The organism is Ectothiorhodospira sp. PHS-1 (genome assembly GCF_000225005.1).
Classification (GTDB): Bacteria; Pseudomonadota; Gammaproteobacteria; order Ectothiorhodospirales; family Ectothiorhodospiraceae; genus Ectothiorhodospira.
The window spans coordinates 1-17,198 of the sequence record NZ_AGBG01000040.1 but is presented as its reverse complement, the minus strand read 5'-3'; the positions used below and the strand labels follow the sequence as shown (position 1 = coordinate 17,198).

At 62.1% G+C, this 17,198-nt stretch carries 15 protein-coding genes and 2 pseudogenes; 11 read left to right on the top strand and 6 right to left on the bottom strand.

Translation table 11 applies throughout. From position 1 onward, the window contains the following. Positions 1–131: 131 nt before the first annotated feature. From phoB to ppx, 6 genes and pseudogenes are all read left to right on the top strand, one after another. Positions 132–823 (top strand): annotated as a pseudogene (gene phoB / locus ECTPHS_RS12615) (phosphate regulon transcriptional regulator PhoB). Between the two features lie 9 nt (positions 824–832). Beyond that, positions 833–2,200: a phosphate regulon sensor histidine kinase PhoR gene (gene phoR, locus ECTPHS_RS12610; protein ID WP_008933138.1), complete on the top strand. Its 1,368-nt coding sequence runs from the start codon at positions 833–835 to the stop codon at positions 2,198–2,200. A gap of 94 nt (positions 2,201–2,294) precedes the next feature. Beyond that, the gene (locus ECTPHS_RS12605) at positions 2,295–2,975 is read left to right on the top strand and encodes a TIGR00153 family protein (protein ID WP_008933137.1); all 681 of its coding nucleotides are present in this window, start codon (positions 2,295–2,297) and stop codon (positions 2,973–2,975) included. A 33-nt stretch (positions 2,976–3,008) separates the two neighbouring features. After that, complete coding sequence (locus tag ECTPHS_RS12600; protein ID WP_008933136.1) at positions 3,009–4,259, top strand: inorganic phosphate transporter; 1,251 nt, start codon at positions 3,009–3,011, stop codon at positions 4,257–4,259. A 34-nt stretch (positions 4,260–4,293) separates the two neighbouring features. Then, positions 4,294–4,827, top strand: a complete 534-nt coding sequence (locus ECTPHS_RS12595) for a histidine phosphatase family protein (protein ID WP_008933135.1) — start codon at positions 4,294–4,296, stop codon at positions 4,825–4,827. A gap of 97 nt (positions 4,828–4,924) precedes the next feature. Beyond that, positions 4,925–6,424 carry an exopolyphosphatase gene (ppx, locus tag ECTPHS_RS12590; protein ID WP_008933134.1) on the top strand — a complete coding sequence of 500 codons (1,500 nt, stop codon included), beginning with the start codon at positions 4,925–4,927 and terminating at the stop codon, positions 6,422–6,424. A 3-nt stretch (positions 6,425–6,427) separates the two neighbouring features. Here ppx and ppk1 read toward each other — a convergent pair whose 3' ends face one another. The 4 genes from ppk1 to ECTPHS_RS12570 form a co-directional block, all read right to left on the bottom strand. Continuing rightward, entirely contained in the window at positions 6,428–8,506 is a 2,079-nt protein-coding gene (gene ppk1 / locus ECTPHS_RS12585; RefSeq protein ID WP_008933133.1) for a polyphosphate kinase 1, read from the bottom strand. A gap of 25 nt (positions 8,507–8,531) precedes the next feature. Continuing rightward, positions 8,532–9,467, bottom strand: coding sequence for an ornithine carbamoyltransferase (argF, locus tag ECTPHS_RS12580; protein ID WP_008933132.1), 936 nt, complete (start codon positions 9,465–9,467; stop codon positions 8,532–8,534). Positions 9,468–9,477: 10 nt separating this feature from the next. Further along, positions 9,478–10,656 carry an acetylornithine transaminase gene (locus tag ECTPHS_RS12575; RefSeq protein WP_008933131.1) on the bottom strand — a complete coding sequence of 393 codons (1,179 nt, stop codon included), beginning with the start codon at positions 10,654–10,656 and terminating at the stop codon, positions 9,478–9,480. 237 nt (positions 10,657–10,893) lie between these two features. After that, positions 10,894–11,478, bottom strand: coding sequence for a superoxide dismutase (locus ECTPHS_RS12570; protein ID WP_008933130.1), 585 nt, complete (start codon positions 11,476–11,478; stop codon positions 10,894–10,896). 223 nt (positions 11,479–11,701) lie between these two features. Between ECTPHS_RS12570 and ECTPHS_RS12565 the strand changes: the two genes are divergently transcribed. From ECTPHS_RS12565 to ECTPHS_RS12555, 3 genes are read left to right on the top strand one after another with little or no spacing between them, the layout of a single operon-like run. Next, complete coding sequence (locus ECTPHS_RS12565; RefSeq protein WP_040406005.1) at positions 11,702–12,070, top strand: arsenate reductase; 369 nt, start codon at positions 11,702–11,704, stop codon at positions 12,068–12,070. Further along, on the top strand, positions 12,067–12,924 hold the full coding sequence (locus ECTPHS_RS12560) for an Hsp33 family molecular chaperone HslO (RefSeq protein ID WP_008933128.1): 858 nt from the start codon (positions 12,067–12,069) through the stop codon (positions 12,922–12,924). Before ECTPHS_RS12565 ends, ECTPHS_RS12560 begins: the two co-directional genes overlap by 4 nt. A 22-nt stretch (positions 12,925–12,946) precedes the next feature. Continuing rightward, entirely contained in the window at positions 12,947–13,459 is a 513-nt protein-coding gene (locus ECTPHS_RS12555; RefSeq protein WP_008933127.1) for a CIA30 family protein, read from the top strand. A gap of 3 nt (positions 13,460–13,462) precedes the next feature. Here ECTPHS_RS12555 and ECTPHS_RS12550 read toward each other — a convergent pair whose 3' ends face one another. Then, positions 13,463–15,094 (bottom strand): inorganic phosphate transporter, encoded by a 1,632-nt coding sequence (locus ECTPHS_RS12550; RefSeq protein WP_008933126.1) that lies wholly within the window; start codon positions 15,092–15,094, stop codon positions 13,463–13,465. A gap of 14 nt (positions 15,095–15,108) precedes the next feature. Here ECTPHS_RS12550 and ECTPHS_RS14860 point away from each other — a divergent pair, with 14 nt between their 5' ends. Next, positions 15,109–15,249, top strand: a complete 141-nt coding sequence (locus ECTPHS_RS14860) for a hypothetical protein (RefSeq protein WP_168044673.1) — start codon at positions 15,109–15,111, stop codon at positions 15,247–15,249. Between the two features lie 284 nt (positions 15,250–15,533). Here ECTPHS_RS14860 and ECTPHS_RS12545 read toward each other — a convergent pair whose 3' ends face one another. Beyond that, positions 15,534–16,655: a transposase gene (locus ECTPHS_RS12545; protein WP_040406003.1), complete on the bottom strand. Its 1,122-nt coding sequence runs from the start codon at positions 16,653–16,655 to the stop codon at positions 15,534–15,536. 142 nt (positions 16,656–16,797) lie between these two features. Between ECTPHS_RS12545 and ECTPHS_RS12540 the strand changes: the two are divergent. After that, positions 16,798–16,962: pseudogene (locus ECTPHS_RS12540) on the top strand (PD-(D/E)XK nuclease domain-containing protein); the annotation flags it as partial. Positions 16,963–17,198: the final 236 nt, after the last annotated feature.

The window sequence follows — 17,198 nt, the reverse complement described above, 5'->3', positions numbered from 1 at the left end:
TCCTGCAATGTGTCCGTGGCATGACATCCCGAAAAGGGGGGCGGTGGCCGCAGTCATTGTAATGTCACCGTCATGTCATAAATTCTCGTTGTAATAGCCGCGTCAAAGACAGGCTGAAGGATGATGAACACATGACCGAGAAGACCATATTGTTGGTCGAGGACGAGCCGGCCATTCGCGAGATGGTGGGTTTTGCCCTGTCACGGGCCGGATTTCGCATGGTGGAGGCCGGTGATGCCAACGAGGCCCATACCCGATTGGCGGAACGGTTGCCGGATCTGGTGGTGGTGGACTGGATGCTCCCCGGCACCAGCGGCATTGATCTGGCCCGACGTCTCAAGCGCGAGGAATACACTGCCGAGCTGCCCATCATCATGCTCACCGCCCGTGGCGAGGAGGACGACAAGGTGGGGGCTCTGGAGGCCGGCGTGGATGACTACATCACCAAGCCGTTTTCCCCCGGGAGCTGGTGGCCCGAATCAAGGCGGTATTGCGGCGCAGTATCCCGGAGGAACAGTCCAGGCCCATCACCGTGGACACACTGACCCTGGACCCTTCCAGTCACCGGGTGACCGTGGACGGTGAGGCCCTGGAGATGGGACCGACGGAATTTCGCTTGCTTCACTTCTTCATGACCCATCCCGAGCGGGTTTACTCCCGTTCCCAGTTGCTGGACCGGGTCTGGGGGCGCAATACCTATGTGGAGGAGCGCACGGTGGACGTCCACATCCTGCGCCTGCGCAAGGTGCTGGCCCCGTCCGGCTGCGACCGTTTCGTGCAGACGGTGCGCGGTGCCGGCTACCGTTTTTCCCTGCAGGCGTAGGACCGGCCCATGCTCCTGGATTCCCGTTCAGGCAGTCCGTGGAAGGTGGAATTCTGGCGCCTGTCCGGTTTCATTCTTGCCGGCCTGGTGCTGGGTGCCCTGTTCGGTCACCTGGCCTGGATGCTGGTGCTCGCCTTGTCCGCCTATACGGGCTGGCAGTTGCGTCAGTTGCACCGTTTCCATCGCTGGATCCAGGTGGGCAAGCGATCCGAGCCGCCCCATGCCAGCGGGGTCTGGGGTGATCTGATCTACGAGCAGTACCGGCTTTACCAGCGCAACCGGCGGCGCAAGAAGAAGATCGCCAAGCTGCTCAACCGCTTTCATGAGTCCAGTGCCGCCATGCCGGATGCCACGGTGATCCTGGGTAGCCGCTTCGACATCGAGTGGTTCAACGGCGCGGCCATCAGTCTGCTGGAACTGGAGTCCCCCCGGGATATCGGTCGACGTGTCACTAATTTGCTGCGTCATCCCGAGTTTGTCCGCTACATGCACTCCGGCGATTACAGCGACGCGGTGGAGTTCCCCCGCGGTCCGGACGAGCGGGTCATGCTCTCTGCCCGCATCGTGCCCTACGGTGACAAGCAGTTCCTGCTGTCGGTGCGGGATGTCACCCGTCTGCACATGCTCGAATCCATGCGGCGCGACTTTGTCGCCAATGTCTCCCATGAGCTGCGCACCCCGCTCACGGTCATCGCCGGTTATCTGGAAGCGCTGGCGGATGAGGACTCTCTGGAGCCGGAGATCCGGCGCTCCCTGCGTTCCATGGAGTCCCAGGCGGTTCGCATGCGGCGCATTATCGAGGATCTGCTGACCCTGTCCCGACTGGAGACCCGGGACACCGCGGCCACCGCGCAGTCACCGGTGAGCGTGCCCGCCCTGATTCACGGCATCAAGGAAGAGGCGCGCATGCTGATCGGGGAGCGGGGGCAGCATCTGACCCTGGAGGTGGACGAGGGTCTCTGGTTGCGAGGGTCCAATACCGAGCTGCACAGTGCCTTTTCCAACCTGGTCACCAACGCGATCAACTACACGCCCGATGGCGGCACCATCAGCGTGCATTGGCACGAAGATGAGCATGGCGCCCGTTTCCAGGTCCGGGATACCGGTATCGGTGTCCCTCCTCAGCATGTCCACCGTCTGACGGAGCGCTTCTATCGGGTGGATTCGGATCGCAGTCGCAACACCGGCGGCACCGGACTGGGTCTGGCCATTGTCAAGCATGTGCTGCAGCGCCACGGCGCCCGGCTGCAGGTCGAGAGCACGCCGGGGGAGGGGAGCACCTTCACCTGTCATTTCGGGCGTGACCGGATCGTGCGGCGCGGCAGTGAGGCCGCCCGGGCAGAGCGGGCCAAGGAGGTATCGGACGGATCAATATGAATATTTCATGACAGCGCTCTGAATGCCGGATCTGAAACTCCCGTCCGGCGTCATAATTCCGTTACAATCGCGCTTTTCCAGGTCTGGTCACCCCATGCCTCCAAAGAGTTATTTTTTCGATCTGTTCGGTAAGTCACCGGTCCGTCCCCTGCAGCACCATGCCGAAAAGGTGCAGGCCTGTGTGGCTGAACTGCCTGCCTTCATGGAGGCGGTCATGGCCCAGGACTGGGAACAGGCCGAAGCCCGGCGCAATCGCATCGCCGAACTGGAACACGAGGCGGACCTGCTCAAGAAAGATCTGCGTCAGCACCTGCCCAAGGGCATGATGCTGGCCATGTCACGCCGGGACATCCTGGAAACCCTCACCGTCCAGGACGGCATCGCCAATACCGCCAAGGACATCGCCGGCCTGATCCTGGGCCGCCGGATGACATTCCCCGACAATCTCCACCCCCTGCTGAGGGATTTCCTGAGCCGCTGCTCCGAGGCGACCCGCAAGGCCTCCCAGGCCGTGCATGAACTGGAAGACCTGGTGGAGACCGGTTTTCGGGGACATGAAGTGGATGTGATGGAATCCATCCTCAAGGAACTCGATACCATCGAGCACGATACCGATCGGATCCAGATCCGGGTCCGTGCCGAGCTCTTTGCCATGGAACGGGCCCTGCCGCCGGTGGATGTGATCTTCATGTACCGGATTATCGACGAGATCGGTGACCTGGCCGACCTGGCACAGCGGGTCGGTAGTCGCCTGCGGCTCATGCTGGCCCACTGATTCCCTTCAGACCTACAAAAAACTGACAATCCTATGGAATACGCGACGCTATTCATCGTCCTGGCGTGCATTTTCGGCTTTTTCATGGCCTGGGGTGTGGGCGCAAACGACGTAGCCAATGCCATGGGCACCTCGGTGGGATCCCGAGCCCTGACCATCAAGCAGGCGGTGATCATCGCCGCCATTTTCGAGTTCGCCGGCGCCTGGCTGGCGGGCGGGGCGGTGACCCAGACCATCCGTTCCGGGATGCTGGACGCCAATCTACTGGCGGGGACACCGGAGATCCTGGTCTTCGGCATGCTGGCGTCCCTGCTGGCGGCGGGGACCTGGTTGCTGGTGGCCTCCATCTTCGGCTGGCCGGTGTCCACCACCCATTCCATCGTCGGTGCCATCATCGGCTTTGCCATCGTGGCCATCGGCATGGAGGCGGTGCAATGGGGCAAGGTGGGCGCCATCGCCATCAGTTGGGTCCTGTCGCCGGCCCTGTCGGGGGTGGTCGCCTTCGTCCTCTTCCGCAGTGTCCAGATCCTGATTCTGGACACACCCAATCCCCTGGACAATGCCAAGCGCTACGTTCCCTACTACATTTTCCTCGCCGCCTTCTTCACCGCCCTCATCACCCTGCTCAAGGGGCTGACCCATCTGGGGATGGACCTCACCATCTTACAGAGTTACGGCATCGCCGCCACCTTTGCCCTGATGACGGCGGGCCTGGGACTGCTGGCCATCCGCCGCCTGCGTTTCGACCCCGCCGATGACCGGGACTTCCATTTCAGCAACGTGGAAAAGGTTTTCGGCGTCCTGATGCTGGTGACCGCCTGCGCCATGGCCTTCGCCCATGGTTCCAACGACGTGGCCAATGCCGTCGGTCCGCTGGCGGCGGTGGTCAGCGTGGTGCAGAGCGGGGAAGTGTCCGTGCATACCCCCATGCCCATGTGGATTCTGCTGCTGGGTGGGGTCGGCATCGTGTTGGGTCTGGTGACCTACGGCCATCGGGTGATCGCCACGGTGGGCACGGGCATCACCCAACTCACCCCCAGCCGCGGCTTTGCCGCCACCCTGGCGGCGGCCATGACCGTGGTTCTGGCCTCCGGCACCGGGCTGCCCATCTCCACCACCCATACCCTGGTGGGTGCCATCCTGGGGGTGGGTCTGGCGCGGGGGATTGCAGCCATCAACCTGAGCGTGGTGCGCGCGATCTTCATGTCCTGGATCATTACCCTGCCGGCCGGGGCACTGCTGTCCATCGTCTTCTTCTTCATCATCCGGGCTGCTTTCAGCTAGGCTGGTCCCAGGCACTTGCAAGGGAGATCAATCCATGCCGCAGATGAAGACAGGCCATCCGCTTCGCCATCTGGTCCTGGTGCGCCACAGTCAGGCCGGTGATGCCGACGAGTTTGCCGCCACCGGCCAGGGGGATCACCTTCGCCCCCTGACGCAAGAGGGTATCAGCCGCATGCGTCGAGCCGCTCGGGGCCTGCACCGTTTGGTGGAAGGGCCGCTGGGCATCGTCACCAGCCCCTATAGCCGGGCGGCCCAGACCGCCCAGATTCTGCACGAAGTGTTCCCCGACGCCGAGATCGTGTCCGCGCCGACCCTGATTCCCGAGGCGGACCCGGTGCAGTTCGCCGACTGGGTGCACGAACGGTCCTGCCCACCGACCCTGCTGGCGGTGGGGCACGAACCCCACTTGTCCCTGCTGGCCGGCTGGCTGTTGGCCGGGGAGCGGCGATCGCTGGTGCGAATGAAAAAAGGCGGGGTCTGCTGCCTGGACGTGAGCCTGGGCATGCAGCCGGGGCGTGCCACGCTCCACTGGCTGCTGACCCAGGGGCAGTTGCGCAAGCTGGCCTGACAGGCTCGCCCGGCTGTTATCCTCGCGACATGTTCCCTTGCTAGACTCGACCCCTTGAGGGGCGATCATCGAGGCCCCGCAAAAGAGGGAGATTTTCATGTTCCGACGCCGTAAGCCCCCCGAGACCGTCGCCGCCGTCGATCTGGGTTCCAACAGCTTTCACATGATCGTGGCCCGCGTCCGTGACGGCGAAGTGCACATGCTCGATCGTCTGCGGGAGTCCGTGCGTCTGGCCAGCGGTCTGGACAACCGTGGCTTCATCGGTCCCGAGGCCGTGACCCGGGCCCTGGACTGTCTGCAGCAGTTCGGCCAGCGCGTACGTGACCTGCCTTTGGGCAGCGTGCGCGCCGTGGGCACCAACACCCTGCGCAAGGCGCGCAACGCCGAGGAGTTCCTGGAACTGGCCACCCGTGCCCTGGGGCATCCGATCGAAGTGATCGGCGGTCGCGAGGAAGCCCGCCTGATCTATCTGGGGGTGGCCCACAGCCTGGCGGATGACGGCGGTCGGCGGTTGGTGGTGGACATCGGTGGCGGCAGTACGGAGCTGATTCTGGGGGAGCGCTTCGAACCCAGTCACACCGAAAGTCTGCACATGGGGTGTGTGAGCATGGGGCGGCTCTATTTTCCCAAAGGCATTATCACCGAAACGGCCTGGCGTGCGGCCGAGATCGGTGCCCGGTTGGAGCTTCAACCCATCGAGGAAACCTACCGGCGTGTGGGCTGGCAGGAGGCCCTGGGGGCTTCAGGCACCCTGCTGGCGGTTGACAGGATCATGCGGGAACAGGGGTGGAGCCGGGAGGGTATCACCCTGGAAGGGCTGCACCTGCTGCGTCAGGCCCTGATCAAGGCCGGGGACATGGCCAAGGTGGAACTCAAGGGCCTGAGCGAGGAGCGGCGCCCGGTGCTGCCCGGCGGAGTCGTGGTGCTGATTTCGGTCTTCGAGGCCCTGGGCATCGGGCAGATGCGGGTCTCTGATGGCGCCCTGAGGGAGGGGTTGGTCTATGACCTGTTGGGGCGCATCAGTCATGAGGACGTTCGCACCCGTACCATCGACGGGATCATGAAGCGCTTTCAGGTGGAGCCGGATCATGCCCGGCGGGTGGAGCAGACGGCCCTGCGGCTGCTGGATCTGGTGGCGGAGACCTGGGGACTGGATCAGGACCATGCCGACAGCCTGGCCTGGGCGGCGCGTCTGCATGAGCTGGGGTTGTCCATCTCCCACAGCCAGTTTCACAAGCATGGGGCCTATATGGTGGAGAATGCGGACCTGTCCGGCTTCACCCTGGAGGGGCAGCGGCGGATCGCCTTGCTGGTGCGTGCCCATCGGCGCAAGTTTCCCGTCAAGCTGTTTGACGATCTGCCCATCCTGGAGCGTCGTCCCATGCTGCGTCTGGCCGTGTTGCTGCGTCTGGCGGTATTGCTGCACCGATCCCGCACGGACACGGTGCCGGCCCTGGACGGGCTCAAGGCGAAGGATCAGGGTCTCAAGCTGCGGTTTGCCCCGGGTTGGCTGGAGGCCAATCCCCTGACCCGGGCGGATCTGGAGCGGGAGTCAGGCCACCTCAAGGCCGCCCAATTCAAACTCAAGGTGGAGTGAAGCTCAGCTGGTGAGCTTGCCGAGCAGTTCATCCTGGGCCGAGCGGGGCTTGTGGTTGGAGGCCGCCTTCAGACGCCGGTAGCTGCCGTCCTGCTGCAGCGCCCAGGCCTGGGTGTTGTCCGAGATATAGGCCAGCAGGGATTCCTGCAGCACCCGGTCCCGCAACTCCGGCACCTCCACCGGAAAGGCCACTTCCACCCGGCGGAAGAAATTGCGTGGCATCCAGTCGGCACTGGACAGGAAGATCTCCGGTTCACCGCCGTTCTGGAAATAGAACACCCGGGAATGCTCCAGAAACCGCCCCATCACCGAGCGTATCCGGATATTGTCCGAAATTCCCGGCACCCCGGGCCGCAGGCAGCACACCCCACGCACCACCAGGTCAATTCGCACCCCTGCCTGGGAGGCCCGGTACATGGCCTGGATCAGCCTGGGCTCGATCAGGGAATTCATCCGGGCCAATACCCGGCCGGGCTTGCCCGAGCGCACATGCTCGATCTCCCGCTCGATCCGTTCCAGCATCCCCGAATGCAGGGTGAACGGGGCCTGCAACAGCTTCTTCAGCTTGGATACCTTGCCCAGTCCCGTCAGCTGCTGGAAAACCTTGTGCACGTCCTCGCCGATCACCTTGTCGGCGGTCAGCAGGCCGTAATCGGTATAGGCCCGGGCGGTCCCCGCGTGATAGTTGCCGGTACCCAGATGCACATAGCGCCGGATCCGATCCTTTTCCCGGCGCACCACCATGGCCAGCTTGGCGTGGGTCTTGTAGCCCACCACCCCGTAGGTCACGTGGGCGCCGGCATCCTGCAGACGGTTGGCCAGATGGATATTGGCCTCCTCGTCGAACCGGGCGCGCAACTCGATCACCACGGTGACTTCCTTGCCCGCCTGGGCGGCCTGCATCAGGATGTCCACCAGCTGGGAACGCATGCCGGTACGGTACAGGGTCTGCTTGATCGCCAGCACGTCCGGGTCCCGGGCGGCCTGGCGCATGAATTCCACCACCGGCACGAACGACTGATAGGGATGGTGCAGCAGCACATCCCCACGTCGGATGGTGTGGAAGATGTCCGCCGACCCGGTCAGGACCGGGGGCAGGGCGGGCACGAAGGAGGGGAATTTGAGATCAGGGCGCTCTACCAGTTCATGCACGGCCATAAGCCGGTTCAGGTTCACCAGACCATTGACCTGATAGAGGTCGTCCGGTCCCAGCTTGAACTGGCGCAGCAGGAAATCCGCTACCTTGGCCGGACAGTTGTCCGCCACTTCCAGCCGTACCGCTTCGCCGTAATTACGCTGGGGCAGTTCCCCTTCCAGGGCCATCAGCAGATCATCAATCTCCTCCTCGTGGACAAATAGATCCGAGTTGCGGGTGAGCCGGAACTGGTAGCAGCCGGTGACCGTCATGCCCTGGAACAGCTCGCCCACGTGGGCGTGGAGGATGGAGGACAAAAAGACGAAATCATAGTCGCCCTTGGCGATTTCCCGGGGCAGGCGGGCCAGGCGGGGCAGGGAGCGAGGGGCCTGAACCACGGCCATGCGGCTTTCCCGACCGAAGGCGTCCTTGCCTTCCAGAGTGACGATGAAGTTAAGGCTCTTGTTGAGAATGCGTGGGAACGGGTGGGCCGGGTCCAGCCCCAGCGGGGACAGTACCGGCAACAGCTCGCGGTCGAAGAAATCCTTGACCCAGGCAGACTGCTCGTCACTCCAGTGAGTACGGCGCACGAAGTGGATGTTCTGCTCGGCCAGGGCCGGGATCAGGATGTCGTTGAGGGTGGCGTACTGATCGTCCACCAGGGTATGCGCCAGCTGACCCACCCGGGTCAGCTGTTCGGTGGCGCTGAGCCCATCCGGCCCCGGGGTGTTCACCCCGAGCTGTAATTGCTGCTTGAGTCCCGCCACCCGGATTTCGAAGAACTCATCCAGATTGGTGGACGAGATGCACAAAAAGCGCAGCCGTTCCAGCAGCGGGATGGTGTCCTGTTTGGCTAGCTCCAGAACCCGCTGATTGAAGGCCAGCAGGCTCAGCTCGCGGTTGAGGTACAGTTCCGGATTGGTCAGGTCGATCTCGGTCTCGGTCATCCGCACAGTCTATCCCATCAGAATGTCATTCCTGTGACAACGCCTGCTGCCTGCCATTGCCCACCAGCAGGAATTCCATCAGGGCCTTCTGGGCGTGCAGGCGGTTCTCGGCCTCGTCCCAGACCACGCTTTGCGGGCCTTCCAGCACCTCGGTGGAGACTTCCTCTTCCCGGTGGGCGGGCAGGCAGTGCATGAACAGGGCATCCGGCGCGGCCTGCGCCATCAGGGCGGCATTGACCTGATAATCCCCGAAGGCCCGACGGCGGGCGGCCTGTTCCTGTTCCTGCCCCATGCTGGCCCAGACATCGGTGACGATCAGATCGGCCCCTTGTGCTGCTGCCATGGGGTCCCGCACGATGGCGGCGCTACGGCCGGCTGCGGCCAGGATCACCGGGTCCGGATCATAGCCTTCCGGAGAGGCAATGCGCAGTTCAAACCCCAGACGCTCGGCGGCGTGGATGTAGCTATGGCACATGTTGTTGCCATCCCCCACCCAGACCACGGTGCGACCGGCAATGTCGCCCCTTAGTTCGAACCAGGTCTGCAGATCCGCCAGCAGCTGGCAGGGGTGCTCCAGGTCGGTGAGACCATTGATCACGGGCACCTTGGAGTTGGCGGCGAATCGCTCCACCTTCTCGTGCTCGAAGGTGCGAATCATGACGATGTCCACCATGCGGGAGAGCACCCGGGCCGAGTCCTCGATGGGCTCGCCCCGACCCAGCTGGGTATCCTTGGGCGACAGGAAGATGGCATGGCCTCCCAGTTGCTGCATGCCCACCTCGAAGGAGACACGGGTGCGGGTGGATGATTTCTCGAAAATCATCGCCAGGGTCTTGCCCTTGAGGGGTTCGTAGGCCTCGCCCTGTCGCAGTTGCGCCTTCATCTGCATGGCGCGGTGGATCAGGTGACGCAGTTCCTCGGTGGACAGGTCCAGCAGGGACAGAAAGTGACGCACAGCCATGGGCATTTCCTCAGGCGGCCTGGGCCGCGAACCGTTCCACCAGGTCAGAGATGGTATCCACGATCTGGTCCGCCTCGGCCCGGTCGATGATCAGGGGCGGCAGCAGACGAATGACCCGCTCCGCGGTGACGTTGATGAGCAGGCCGGCCTCCAGGGCCAGGGCTACCAGCTCGGCGCAGGGACGATCCAGCTCGATGCCCAGCATCAGGCCCTTGCCGCGGATGTCCCGCACGGCGGGGTGCCGGCCGAGGCGATCCCGGAAGGCCGCCACCAGGTACTGTCCCATGGTGTCCGCATGCGCCAGGAGGGCGTCTTGCTCCAGGGTGTCCAGCACCGCCAGGGCGGCGCGGCACACCAGGGGATTGCCGCCGAAGGTGGTGCCGTGGGTGCCGGGGGTGAACAGGTCGGCGGCCGCGCTCGCCGCCAGGGTGGCGCCGATGGGGACACCGTTGCCCAGGCCCTTGGCCAGGCTCAGCACATCCGGGGTGATGCCTTCGTGCTGGAAGGCGAACCAGGTCCCGGTACGGCCGATGCCGGCCTGGATCTCGTCCAGCATCAGCAGCCAGCCGGCGCGGTCGCAGAGCGTCCGTAGCCCCTTGAGATACCCTTTTGGGGGAATGCGGATGCCGCCTTCGCCGGTGATCGGCTCCACCAGGATGGCCACCACGTCCGGGTGATCCGCCAGGGCTTCCACCGCCGCCAGATCACCGTGGGGCACACGGATGAATCCCTCCACCAGGGGGGCGAAACCTGCCTGGATGCGGGCATTGCCGGTGGCGGTCAGGGTGGCCAGGGTGCGGCCGTGGAAGCTGCCTTCCATGACGATCACGGTGGGGCGGGCGATGCCCTTGTGATGGCCATGCAGGCGGGCCAGCTTGATGGCGGCCTCGTTGGCCTCGGCGCCGGAATTGCAGAAGAAGGCTCGATCCATGCCGGCCAGCGCGGTCAGGCGCTCGGCAAGTCGGGTCTGCTGGGGAATCTCGTAGAGATTGGAGGTATGAATGAGTTGTCCAGCCTGTTCGCACAGGGCCTGGGTCACGGCCGGATGGGCATGACCCAGGCCGCAGACGGCGATGCCGGACAGGGCATCCAGATAGCGCCGGCCCTGATCGTCCCACAACCAGGGGCCCTCTCCCCGTACGAAGGCAACGGGTTGGCGCTTGTAGTTCTGCATGAGGGCGTCTGACATTCGGCTTGCTCCCCTCCAAAAACGAAAAAAGGCAGCCCATGGCTGCCGGCTGTTCACGGGCGCTCGGGGCGCCGGTTGGAAAATGGCTCAAACGCTCATCATACGATGCCCTGACGTGGGGCGCAAAGGCCTTGGAGCCATCATGGATATGGTGAACCCGGAAAGCCCGCGCCCACGCAGAGATACAGGGCGCGGGCCTGTCCGCGAATGGGGTTACCGGACCGGCGTCCTGCTCGTTCAGCCGAAGTTGTCGGCGACGAAGTCCCAGTTCACGACATTGAAAAAGCCCTCAATGTACTTGGGCCGGGCATTGCGGTAGTCGATGTAGTAGGCATGTTCCCACACATCCATGGTCAGCAGCGGGGTTTTGCCGGCCTCGGTGATCGGAGTGGCGGCGTTGCTGGTGTTGACGATCTCCAGGCTACCGTCGGCATTCTTCACCAGCCAGGTCCACCCGGAGCCGAAATTGCCCGCGCCGGCGGCGGCAAACTTCTCCTTGAATTCGGCAAAGGAACCGAAGGCGGTGTTGATGGCCTCGGCCAGGGCGCCGGTGGGCTCGCCGCCGCCGTTGGGGCTCAGGCAGTTGAAGTAGAACGTGTGGTTCCAGACCTGGGCGGCATTGTTGAAGATGCCGCCGGCAGGGGCCTTTTTGACGATCTCTTCCAGGGACAGGCTTTCGAACTCGGTGCCGCTGATCAGCTTGTTCAGGTTGGTGACATAGGTCGCATGGTGCTTGTCGTGGTGGAACTCCAGGGTCTCGGCGGAGACGTGGGGTTCCAGGGCGTCCTTGGCGTAGGGCAGTTCAGGCAGTTGGTGCGTCATGGCGATGTTCTCCTTGTGACTGCCTCGGGCAGTTCATGTTTTGGAAAGAGTCTAAACATAGGGCACAACCAGGGTACAATGCAAACCTTGACTGTTTGCGTCGGGTCATGCAAGCCCGGGTCGGAACACGCAAGATCCAGACCGTACATCGGGTCACCACAGACGGTTCCGGTCCCGCTAGAATAGCCCCTTTGATTCACTCATCAGGAGCTTGTTCGGCCACATGTCAGGTTTGAATGCACCGCATCCATGTCGCATCTACGGCATCAGGAACTGCGACACCATGAAGAAGGCCCTGGTCTGGCTGGACAATGCCGGAATCGCCCATGAATTCATCGATTACAAGAAAGCCGGTGTCGTTGCCGACAGACTGCCGCATTGGTGTCGCCAGGCGGGCTGGGAAACGTTGATCAATCGTCGCGGCCTCACCTGGCGTCGCCTGGACGAGATGGAGCGTGAAGGTCTGGACGAGACTCGGGCCCGTGAACTGATGACACGGCATCCCACCCTGATCAAGCGACCGGTGCTGGAATGCGGGGGGACGGTTCTGGTGGGATTTGATGCCGAACGGTATCGGGAGGTTTTGTCGTGAGCCTTGATGTATTGCAGCGTTTCCTGCTGGACGATCTGGACATCCGGGGGGCGGTCGTCTGCCTGGGGCCGGTGTGGCGGCGGATCATCGCCGATCGCCACTATCCGGAACCGGTGAACCGGTTGCTGGGCGAGATGTGCGTCACCTCCCTGTTCGTCACCGAAGCCCTGAAACAGCCCGGCCGTGTGACGTTCCAGGTTCGGGGTACCGGGCCGGTCTCCCTGCTGGTGGTGGACTGTGATGAGCGCCTCAACCTGCGTGCCCTGGCCCAGTCCGGCAATGACATCGAGCAAGGTACGGCCCGCACGCTGCTGGGAGACGGTCAGCTGGTGCTGTCCCTGGACTTGCCCAGCATGCGTCAGCCCTGGCAGAGCGTGGTGCCGTTGGAGGGGGAGGGCATCGGTGACATCTTCGAACATTACCTGAGCCTCTCCGAACAGTTGCCTTCAAGACTGTTCCTGGCGGCCACCGCCGAAGGGGCGGCGGGCCTGTTCCTGCAGAAACTGCCCGCCGCGGACACCCGTGACCCCGACGGTTGGAACCGTGTCGAGCAACTGGCTGCCACGGTGACCGACGACGAACTCATCAGTCTGGCCCCGGATGCGCTGCTTTCCCGCCTTTTCCCGGAAGAGGTGGTCCGTATCTTCGATGCCCGCACCGTGCTTCACGAGACCCCCGAGGACTGGGACAAGGTGCGCGCCATGCTCCGCTCCCTGGGACGGGAGGAAGTGGAGTCGGTGTTGCAGGAGCAGGGCGCCGTGATCGTCCGGGACGACCTGGCCAACCGGGAATATCGGTTGGATCGGGACGCCATCGCGGCCATCTTCGATGAGGCACCGCCCACGCTGCATTAGGGGTTGAGCAAAGGTGAACGTCATGGATTTTTCGGATCCGTCGGTAAGCCAAGCCTGGCACGCCATCGATGACCGGGTGATGGGGGGCATGTCGCAGAGTTGTCTGCGACATGATCCGGCGGGTTTTGCGGTATTTGAAGGCGTGATGTCCTTGGACCAAGGGGGTGGTTTTGCCTCGGTGCGCACCGACCTGCTCCGGGACGCTGAATCGGAATCCTGGCGGCTGCCTGAGGAATGCGATGCCTTGGTCCTGGAGGCATGCGGCGATGGCAAGGCCTATAAACTTTCGTTGCGTATGGACCGGCGATTCGACGGTATCAGTTATCAGGCAACCTTCCAGCCGCCGGCGGGCATCTGGAGTCGGATCCGGTTGAGTATCCAGGATTTCGTCGCTGCTTATCATGGGAAGCCGGTGCCCGGCGCACCGCCTCTGGTGCTGGACCGGGTCTGCCAGATCGGTTTCGTGATCGCCAGGCAGGCCCATCCTCAGGATGGGCCGTTTCGGCTGGCCATCCGGTCGATCCGGGCCGATTAAAGGCTAGAGCATATACCCCCGAATGGTGAAGAACAGAAATGCCGCGATCAGGGCCGTCGAGGGGACGGTGATCACCCAGGCAGCGACAATCCGGATGACCAGGGACCGCTTGACCAGCTCCTTGCGGTAAAGCTTGCGGATGCGTTTTCTTTCCCGCTTCGAGATGATGGTGGTCTCGGCTCGTGCACGGTTCTTCGCCTTGAGTGCTTTGAGCATGATGCCGCGCTCGCGGATGTCGGCCGCCTTGAATTTGCGCATGAAGCGGTCGAGTGACTCCCGCTCCTCACCCGCATGATGCTCTCTTATCTCGGCAAGGATATTGTCGTAGTTCGTTTTCAGGTACTCGCGCAGGAAACCCACTCCCATGACCGCGCCAACGGCCACGTGCGTGGTACTCACGGGGAGGCCGAGTTCGCTGGCAATCAATACGGTGATGGTCGCGGACATGGCAATGCAGTAGGCCCTCATCTGGTCCATTTCGGTGATTTCGCTGCCGATTGTGCGGATGACGCGGGCACCGAACAGCCACAGGCCTACTGCCAGGCCCAGTGCCCCGATCACTAGAACCCAGAGCGGGATGGGAGCCGCCTGGGTGATTTCCGCGCCACCGCTACGGGTGACCTCGACGATGGCGGCCAACGGACCGATCGCGTTGGCGACGTCGTTGGATCCATGGGCAAAACTCAGCATGGCGGCGGCAAAAATGAGCGGAATGTTGAACAGCCGGTTCACCCCCGTCTTGCTGTTTTCCACTTCTCCGATGCGAGTCAGCAGCGCCTTGACCAGTGCATAGGTCAGGAGTGCGGCAACCATCCCGACGATCACCGCCGTGTGCAGATCCACTTTCATGATCCGGCTGAAGCCCTTGAGCATCATGTAGACGCCGAAGACGCCGCCCATGAATGCCACCAGCACCGGCACCCAGCGCATGGCGGCCGCATTCAGGTCGGACTGGTAAGTGATGGTTCGCTTGATGACATACAGAAGGAAAGCGGCAATCCCCGCGCCCATCATGGGCGAGATGACCCAACTCATCACAATACGACCGATCACATCCCAGTTGGCGATGGCAAAGCCCGCCGCGGCGATGCCGGCGCCGGCCACGGCACCCACGATGGAATGGGTGGTCGATACCGGAGCCCCCATGGCGGTGGCAATGTTGATCCAGATGGCGGCAGCAAGCAGTGCCGCCATCATCACCCAGAGGAACGTGTCCGGGTTGGCGATCATTTCCGGATCGATGATGCCGCTGCGGATGGTGTTCACCACCTCGCCACCCGCAATGATGGCGCCCATTGCCTCGAACACGCCGGCGATGGCTAGCGCCCCGAGCAAGGTGATCGCGCCGGAACCCACCGCGGGACCTACGTTGTTGGCGACATCGTTGGCGCCGATGTTCATCGCCATGTAAGCCCCGATGATCGCGGCGAACACGACAAAACCCGCGCCGGCGGCTTCACCCAGCGTCAGCTTGGCATAAACCGCGACTCCGATCAGGAAGAGGATGGCAATGCCGAAGCTGATCGACCTTCCCAGCCCGGATTCTCCGGCATGCTTGCTTCCGTCTTGCCCACTGACGAGGGGTGGCTGCAAGTCGCCGTCCCCGGTGCCGTTCGGTGATGAAGTGTTGGCCATGCTCGGATCTCCCCATGCCTGTGCTGTTTGCCGTTGGCGCCGCCCGGCGACGCCCTCGCATCAAGGTGGCACTTTGTAACGGGATTGTTATCCTTTTGGCAACAGCCATGCTGGCGTTGTTCTGGATTCTGGTTCCAGCTGCGGCCGGCATCTGAGGCGGTCATGAATTTCTTTATAAAATCCTTTTATTTCATTTATTTAAAGTATTTTTTTGATGTATTTTATATTTATTGGCGCGGGATACAGTCGTTTACGGAGCATTATTAATTGACTTTCTGAGTTTTCATAAATTTCCATTTAAAACAGCATGATGGGGATAAAATCGGTGTTCTCGGGTGCGAAGTGTCACGTGGAACATGCGCTTGCGTTAACCCGGTTTTCTCTTGCAGAAGTGCTCGGTCCTTGGGGATGGAGAGGGCTTTACTTGGCCGGGCGATGATCAGGCCGCTTTTCGGCTGAAGATGGCCCGGGCAATACGGATGCCCCGTACTCTCTGTTTTCTTTTTCTCGCCGCCAATTCGCAAAGCGATTCTGGTGTACCGATCACGTGGCCGAAGGACTTGAGCATTCTGTCCGATTGAATGACGAAGGCCTCGGTTTCGATACCCATGCGTGACAGGAGGCGGGGTGTCTTTTCTGAGATGTGGCCGCGTTTCGTGGGATGGATGCAAAGCCCCAGGGTCTCAACCAGTTCCAGGTAATCCTCGAAGGCAAAAGGAATGGCGATTTCAAAGCGCGTCTCAGGGTCGAACGGCATCAAGGGGGCTGGTTGCAATGATTTGAGATGCTGCTCCGATCTCAGCTTGCCTGTTTCCGTGGCGTGATCTGCACGAGTACCGCTCCATGAGGCAGAGGGGGGCAGGGGGGTGGTGGGTGCGGTGTTGTCCAGTAGTTTTCTTCGTGGTGCTTGAGTCCTTGCGGCATTGCGGATACGGCGAGCCACGCCGGTGAACTCGCATTCCTGGAGATTCTGTGCGATCCCGGCGCGCACAGGGTTTAGATCCACGTAGGCCATGGCGGCCAGCAATGCCTGTTCATCCAGCAAGGCCTGGCTTTTAAATCGCCCTTCCCAAAATCGCCCTCGCACACCATCTTCCTGATTGGCTTGGCGGGCAATGGATTCATTGAGAACCCGCATGAACCAGGAAAGGTCGTGCAGCCTGGCGCGATACTGCTCCGCATGTTCTTCAACTTGGGTGATTTCTGCTGCTGAAAGCCGGTCAGGGCCTTCTTCAAGATAGCGCTGCACGGAGGAGGGGCCATTGAATAACTGCGTCCAGCGCTTCAACACCTCATTCACTCCCCATTCCATGCCGCGCCCGGCATCGACGCGCAGCACAATGTGATAGTGATTGGACATGACCGCGTAGGCGGCAATATCGATGGCGAAGATGCCGGAAAGAGCCAGCATGCGTTCCTCGAGCCACCCTCGCCGATGTTCGTAGTTCATGCCGGTGAGGTGATCGCGGCCGCACAGAAAAGCGCGCCTCACGCACCGGCTGACCACGTGGTACCAGGGCGTTTCGGAAAGCGAGACTTGTTCATGACGAGGTTGTGCCATGGGAACATCATAGCCGCTTGATGAAGAAAATTCAATAAAGTGGGTGTCCAATTAAATAATTAAATTAAAAAAACGACACAGTAAGAAACATGAAAACCATTATGTCAGCATGTACTACAGTCACCTAGCCGCCCTTCAGATGTTCAAGGTAGTGGAGCAGGTGCCGGAGGGCAGTGCGCTGCGGCAGCTTCAGGACAAGGGCTATGCCGACAAGTACCGGGGGCAGGGCAAACCCATCCACCTCATCGGCGTGGAGTTCTCCAGGGAAAAGCGACAGATCATCGCCTTTGACGTGCTGAGCCTTTGATCCGCTACATCCGCTACAGACAACGCACAAAGTAAAGCCCCGTCACTGTCCATGTGACGGGGCTTTGTGTCGCGCGGCCGGGCCAATCCCTGGAATCTTCCGTGAGCCTGAGAGTTCATCCGTGAGCGCCGATACATGGCGACGGGGTTAAAGTCCCATGCCTCCACTATGGATACAACTGCTTGGCGTCAAAAGTGCGAAATGGTTCATATTTTCTTTTGTCGTTATCCAGGGGG

Coding starts and splice junctions, on each gene's coding strand:
- phoR (WP_008933138.1), top strand. CDS start 833: ATGCTCCTGGATTCCCGTTCAGGCAGTCCGTGGAAGGTGGAATTCTGG.
- ECTPHS_RS12605 (WP_008933137.1), top strand. CDS start 2,295: ATGCCTCCAAAGAGTTATTTTTTCGATCTGTTCGGTAAGTCACCGGTC.
- ECTPHS_RS12600 (WP_008933136.1), top strand. CDS start 3,009: ATGGAATACGCGACGCTATTCATCGTCCTGGCGTGCATTTTCGGCTTT.
- ECTPHS_RS12595 (WP_008933135.1), top strand. CDS start 4,294: ATGCCGCAGATGAAGACAGGCCATCCGCTTCGCCATCTGGTCCTGGTG.
- ppx (WP_008933134.1), top strand. CDS start 4,925: ATGTTCCGACGCCGTAAGCCCCCCGAGACCGTCGCCGCCGTCGATCTG.
- ppk1 (WP_008933133.1), bottom strand. CDS start 8,506: ATGACCGAGACCGAGATCGACCTGACCAATCCGGAACTGTACCTCAAC.
- argF (WP_008933132.1), bottom strand. CDS start 9,467: ATGGCTGTGCGTCACTTTCTGTCCCTGCTGGACCTGTCCACCGAGGAA.
- ECTPHS_RS12575 (WP_008933131.1), bottom strand. CDS start 10,656: ATGTCAGACGCCCTCATGCAGAACTACAAGCGCCAACCCGTTGCCTTC.
- ECTPHS_RS12570 (WP_008933130.1), bottom strand. CDS start 11,478: ATGACGCACCAACTGCCTGAACTGCCCTACGCCAAGGACGCCCTGGAA.
- ECTPHS_RS12565 (WP_040406005.1), top strand. CDS start 11,702: ATGTCAGGTTTGAATGCACCGCATCCATGTCGCATCTACGGCATCAGG.
- ECTPHS_RS12555 (WP_008933127.1), top strand. CDS start 12,947: ATGGATTTTTCGGATCCGTCGGTAAGCCAAGCCTGGCACGCCATCGAT.
- ECTPHS_RS12550 (WP_008933126.1), bottom strand. CDS start 15,094: ATGGCCAACACTTCATCACCGAACGGCACCGGGGACGGCGACTTGCAG.
- ECTPHS_RS14860 (WP_168044673.1), top strand. CDS start 15,109: ATGCCTGTGCTGTTTGCCGTTGGCGCCGCCCGGCGACGCCCTCGCATC.
- ECTPHS_RS12545 (WP_040406003.1), bottom strand. CDS start 16,655: ATGGCACAACCTCGTCATGAACAAGTCTCGCTTTCCGAAACGCCCTGG.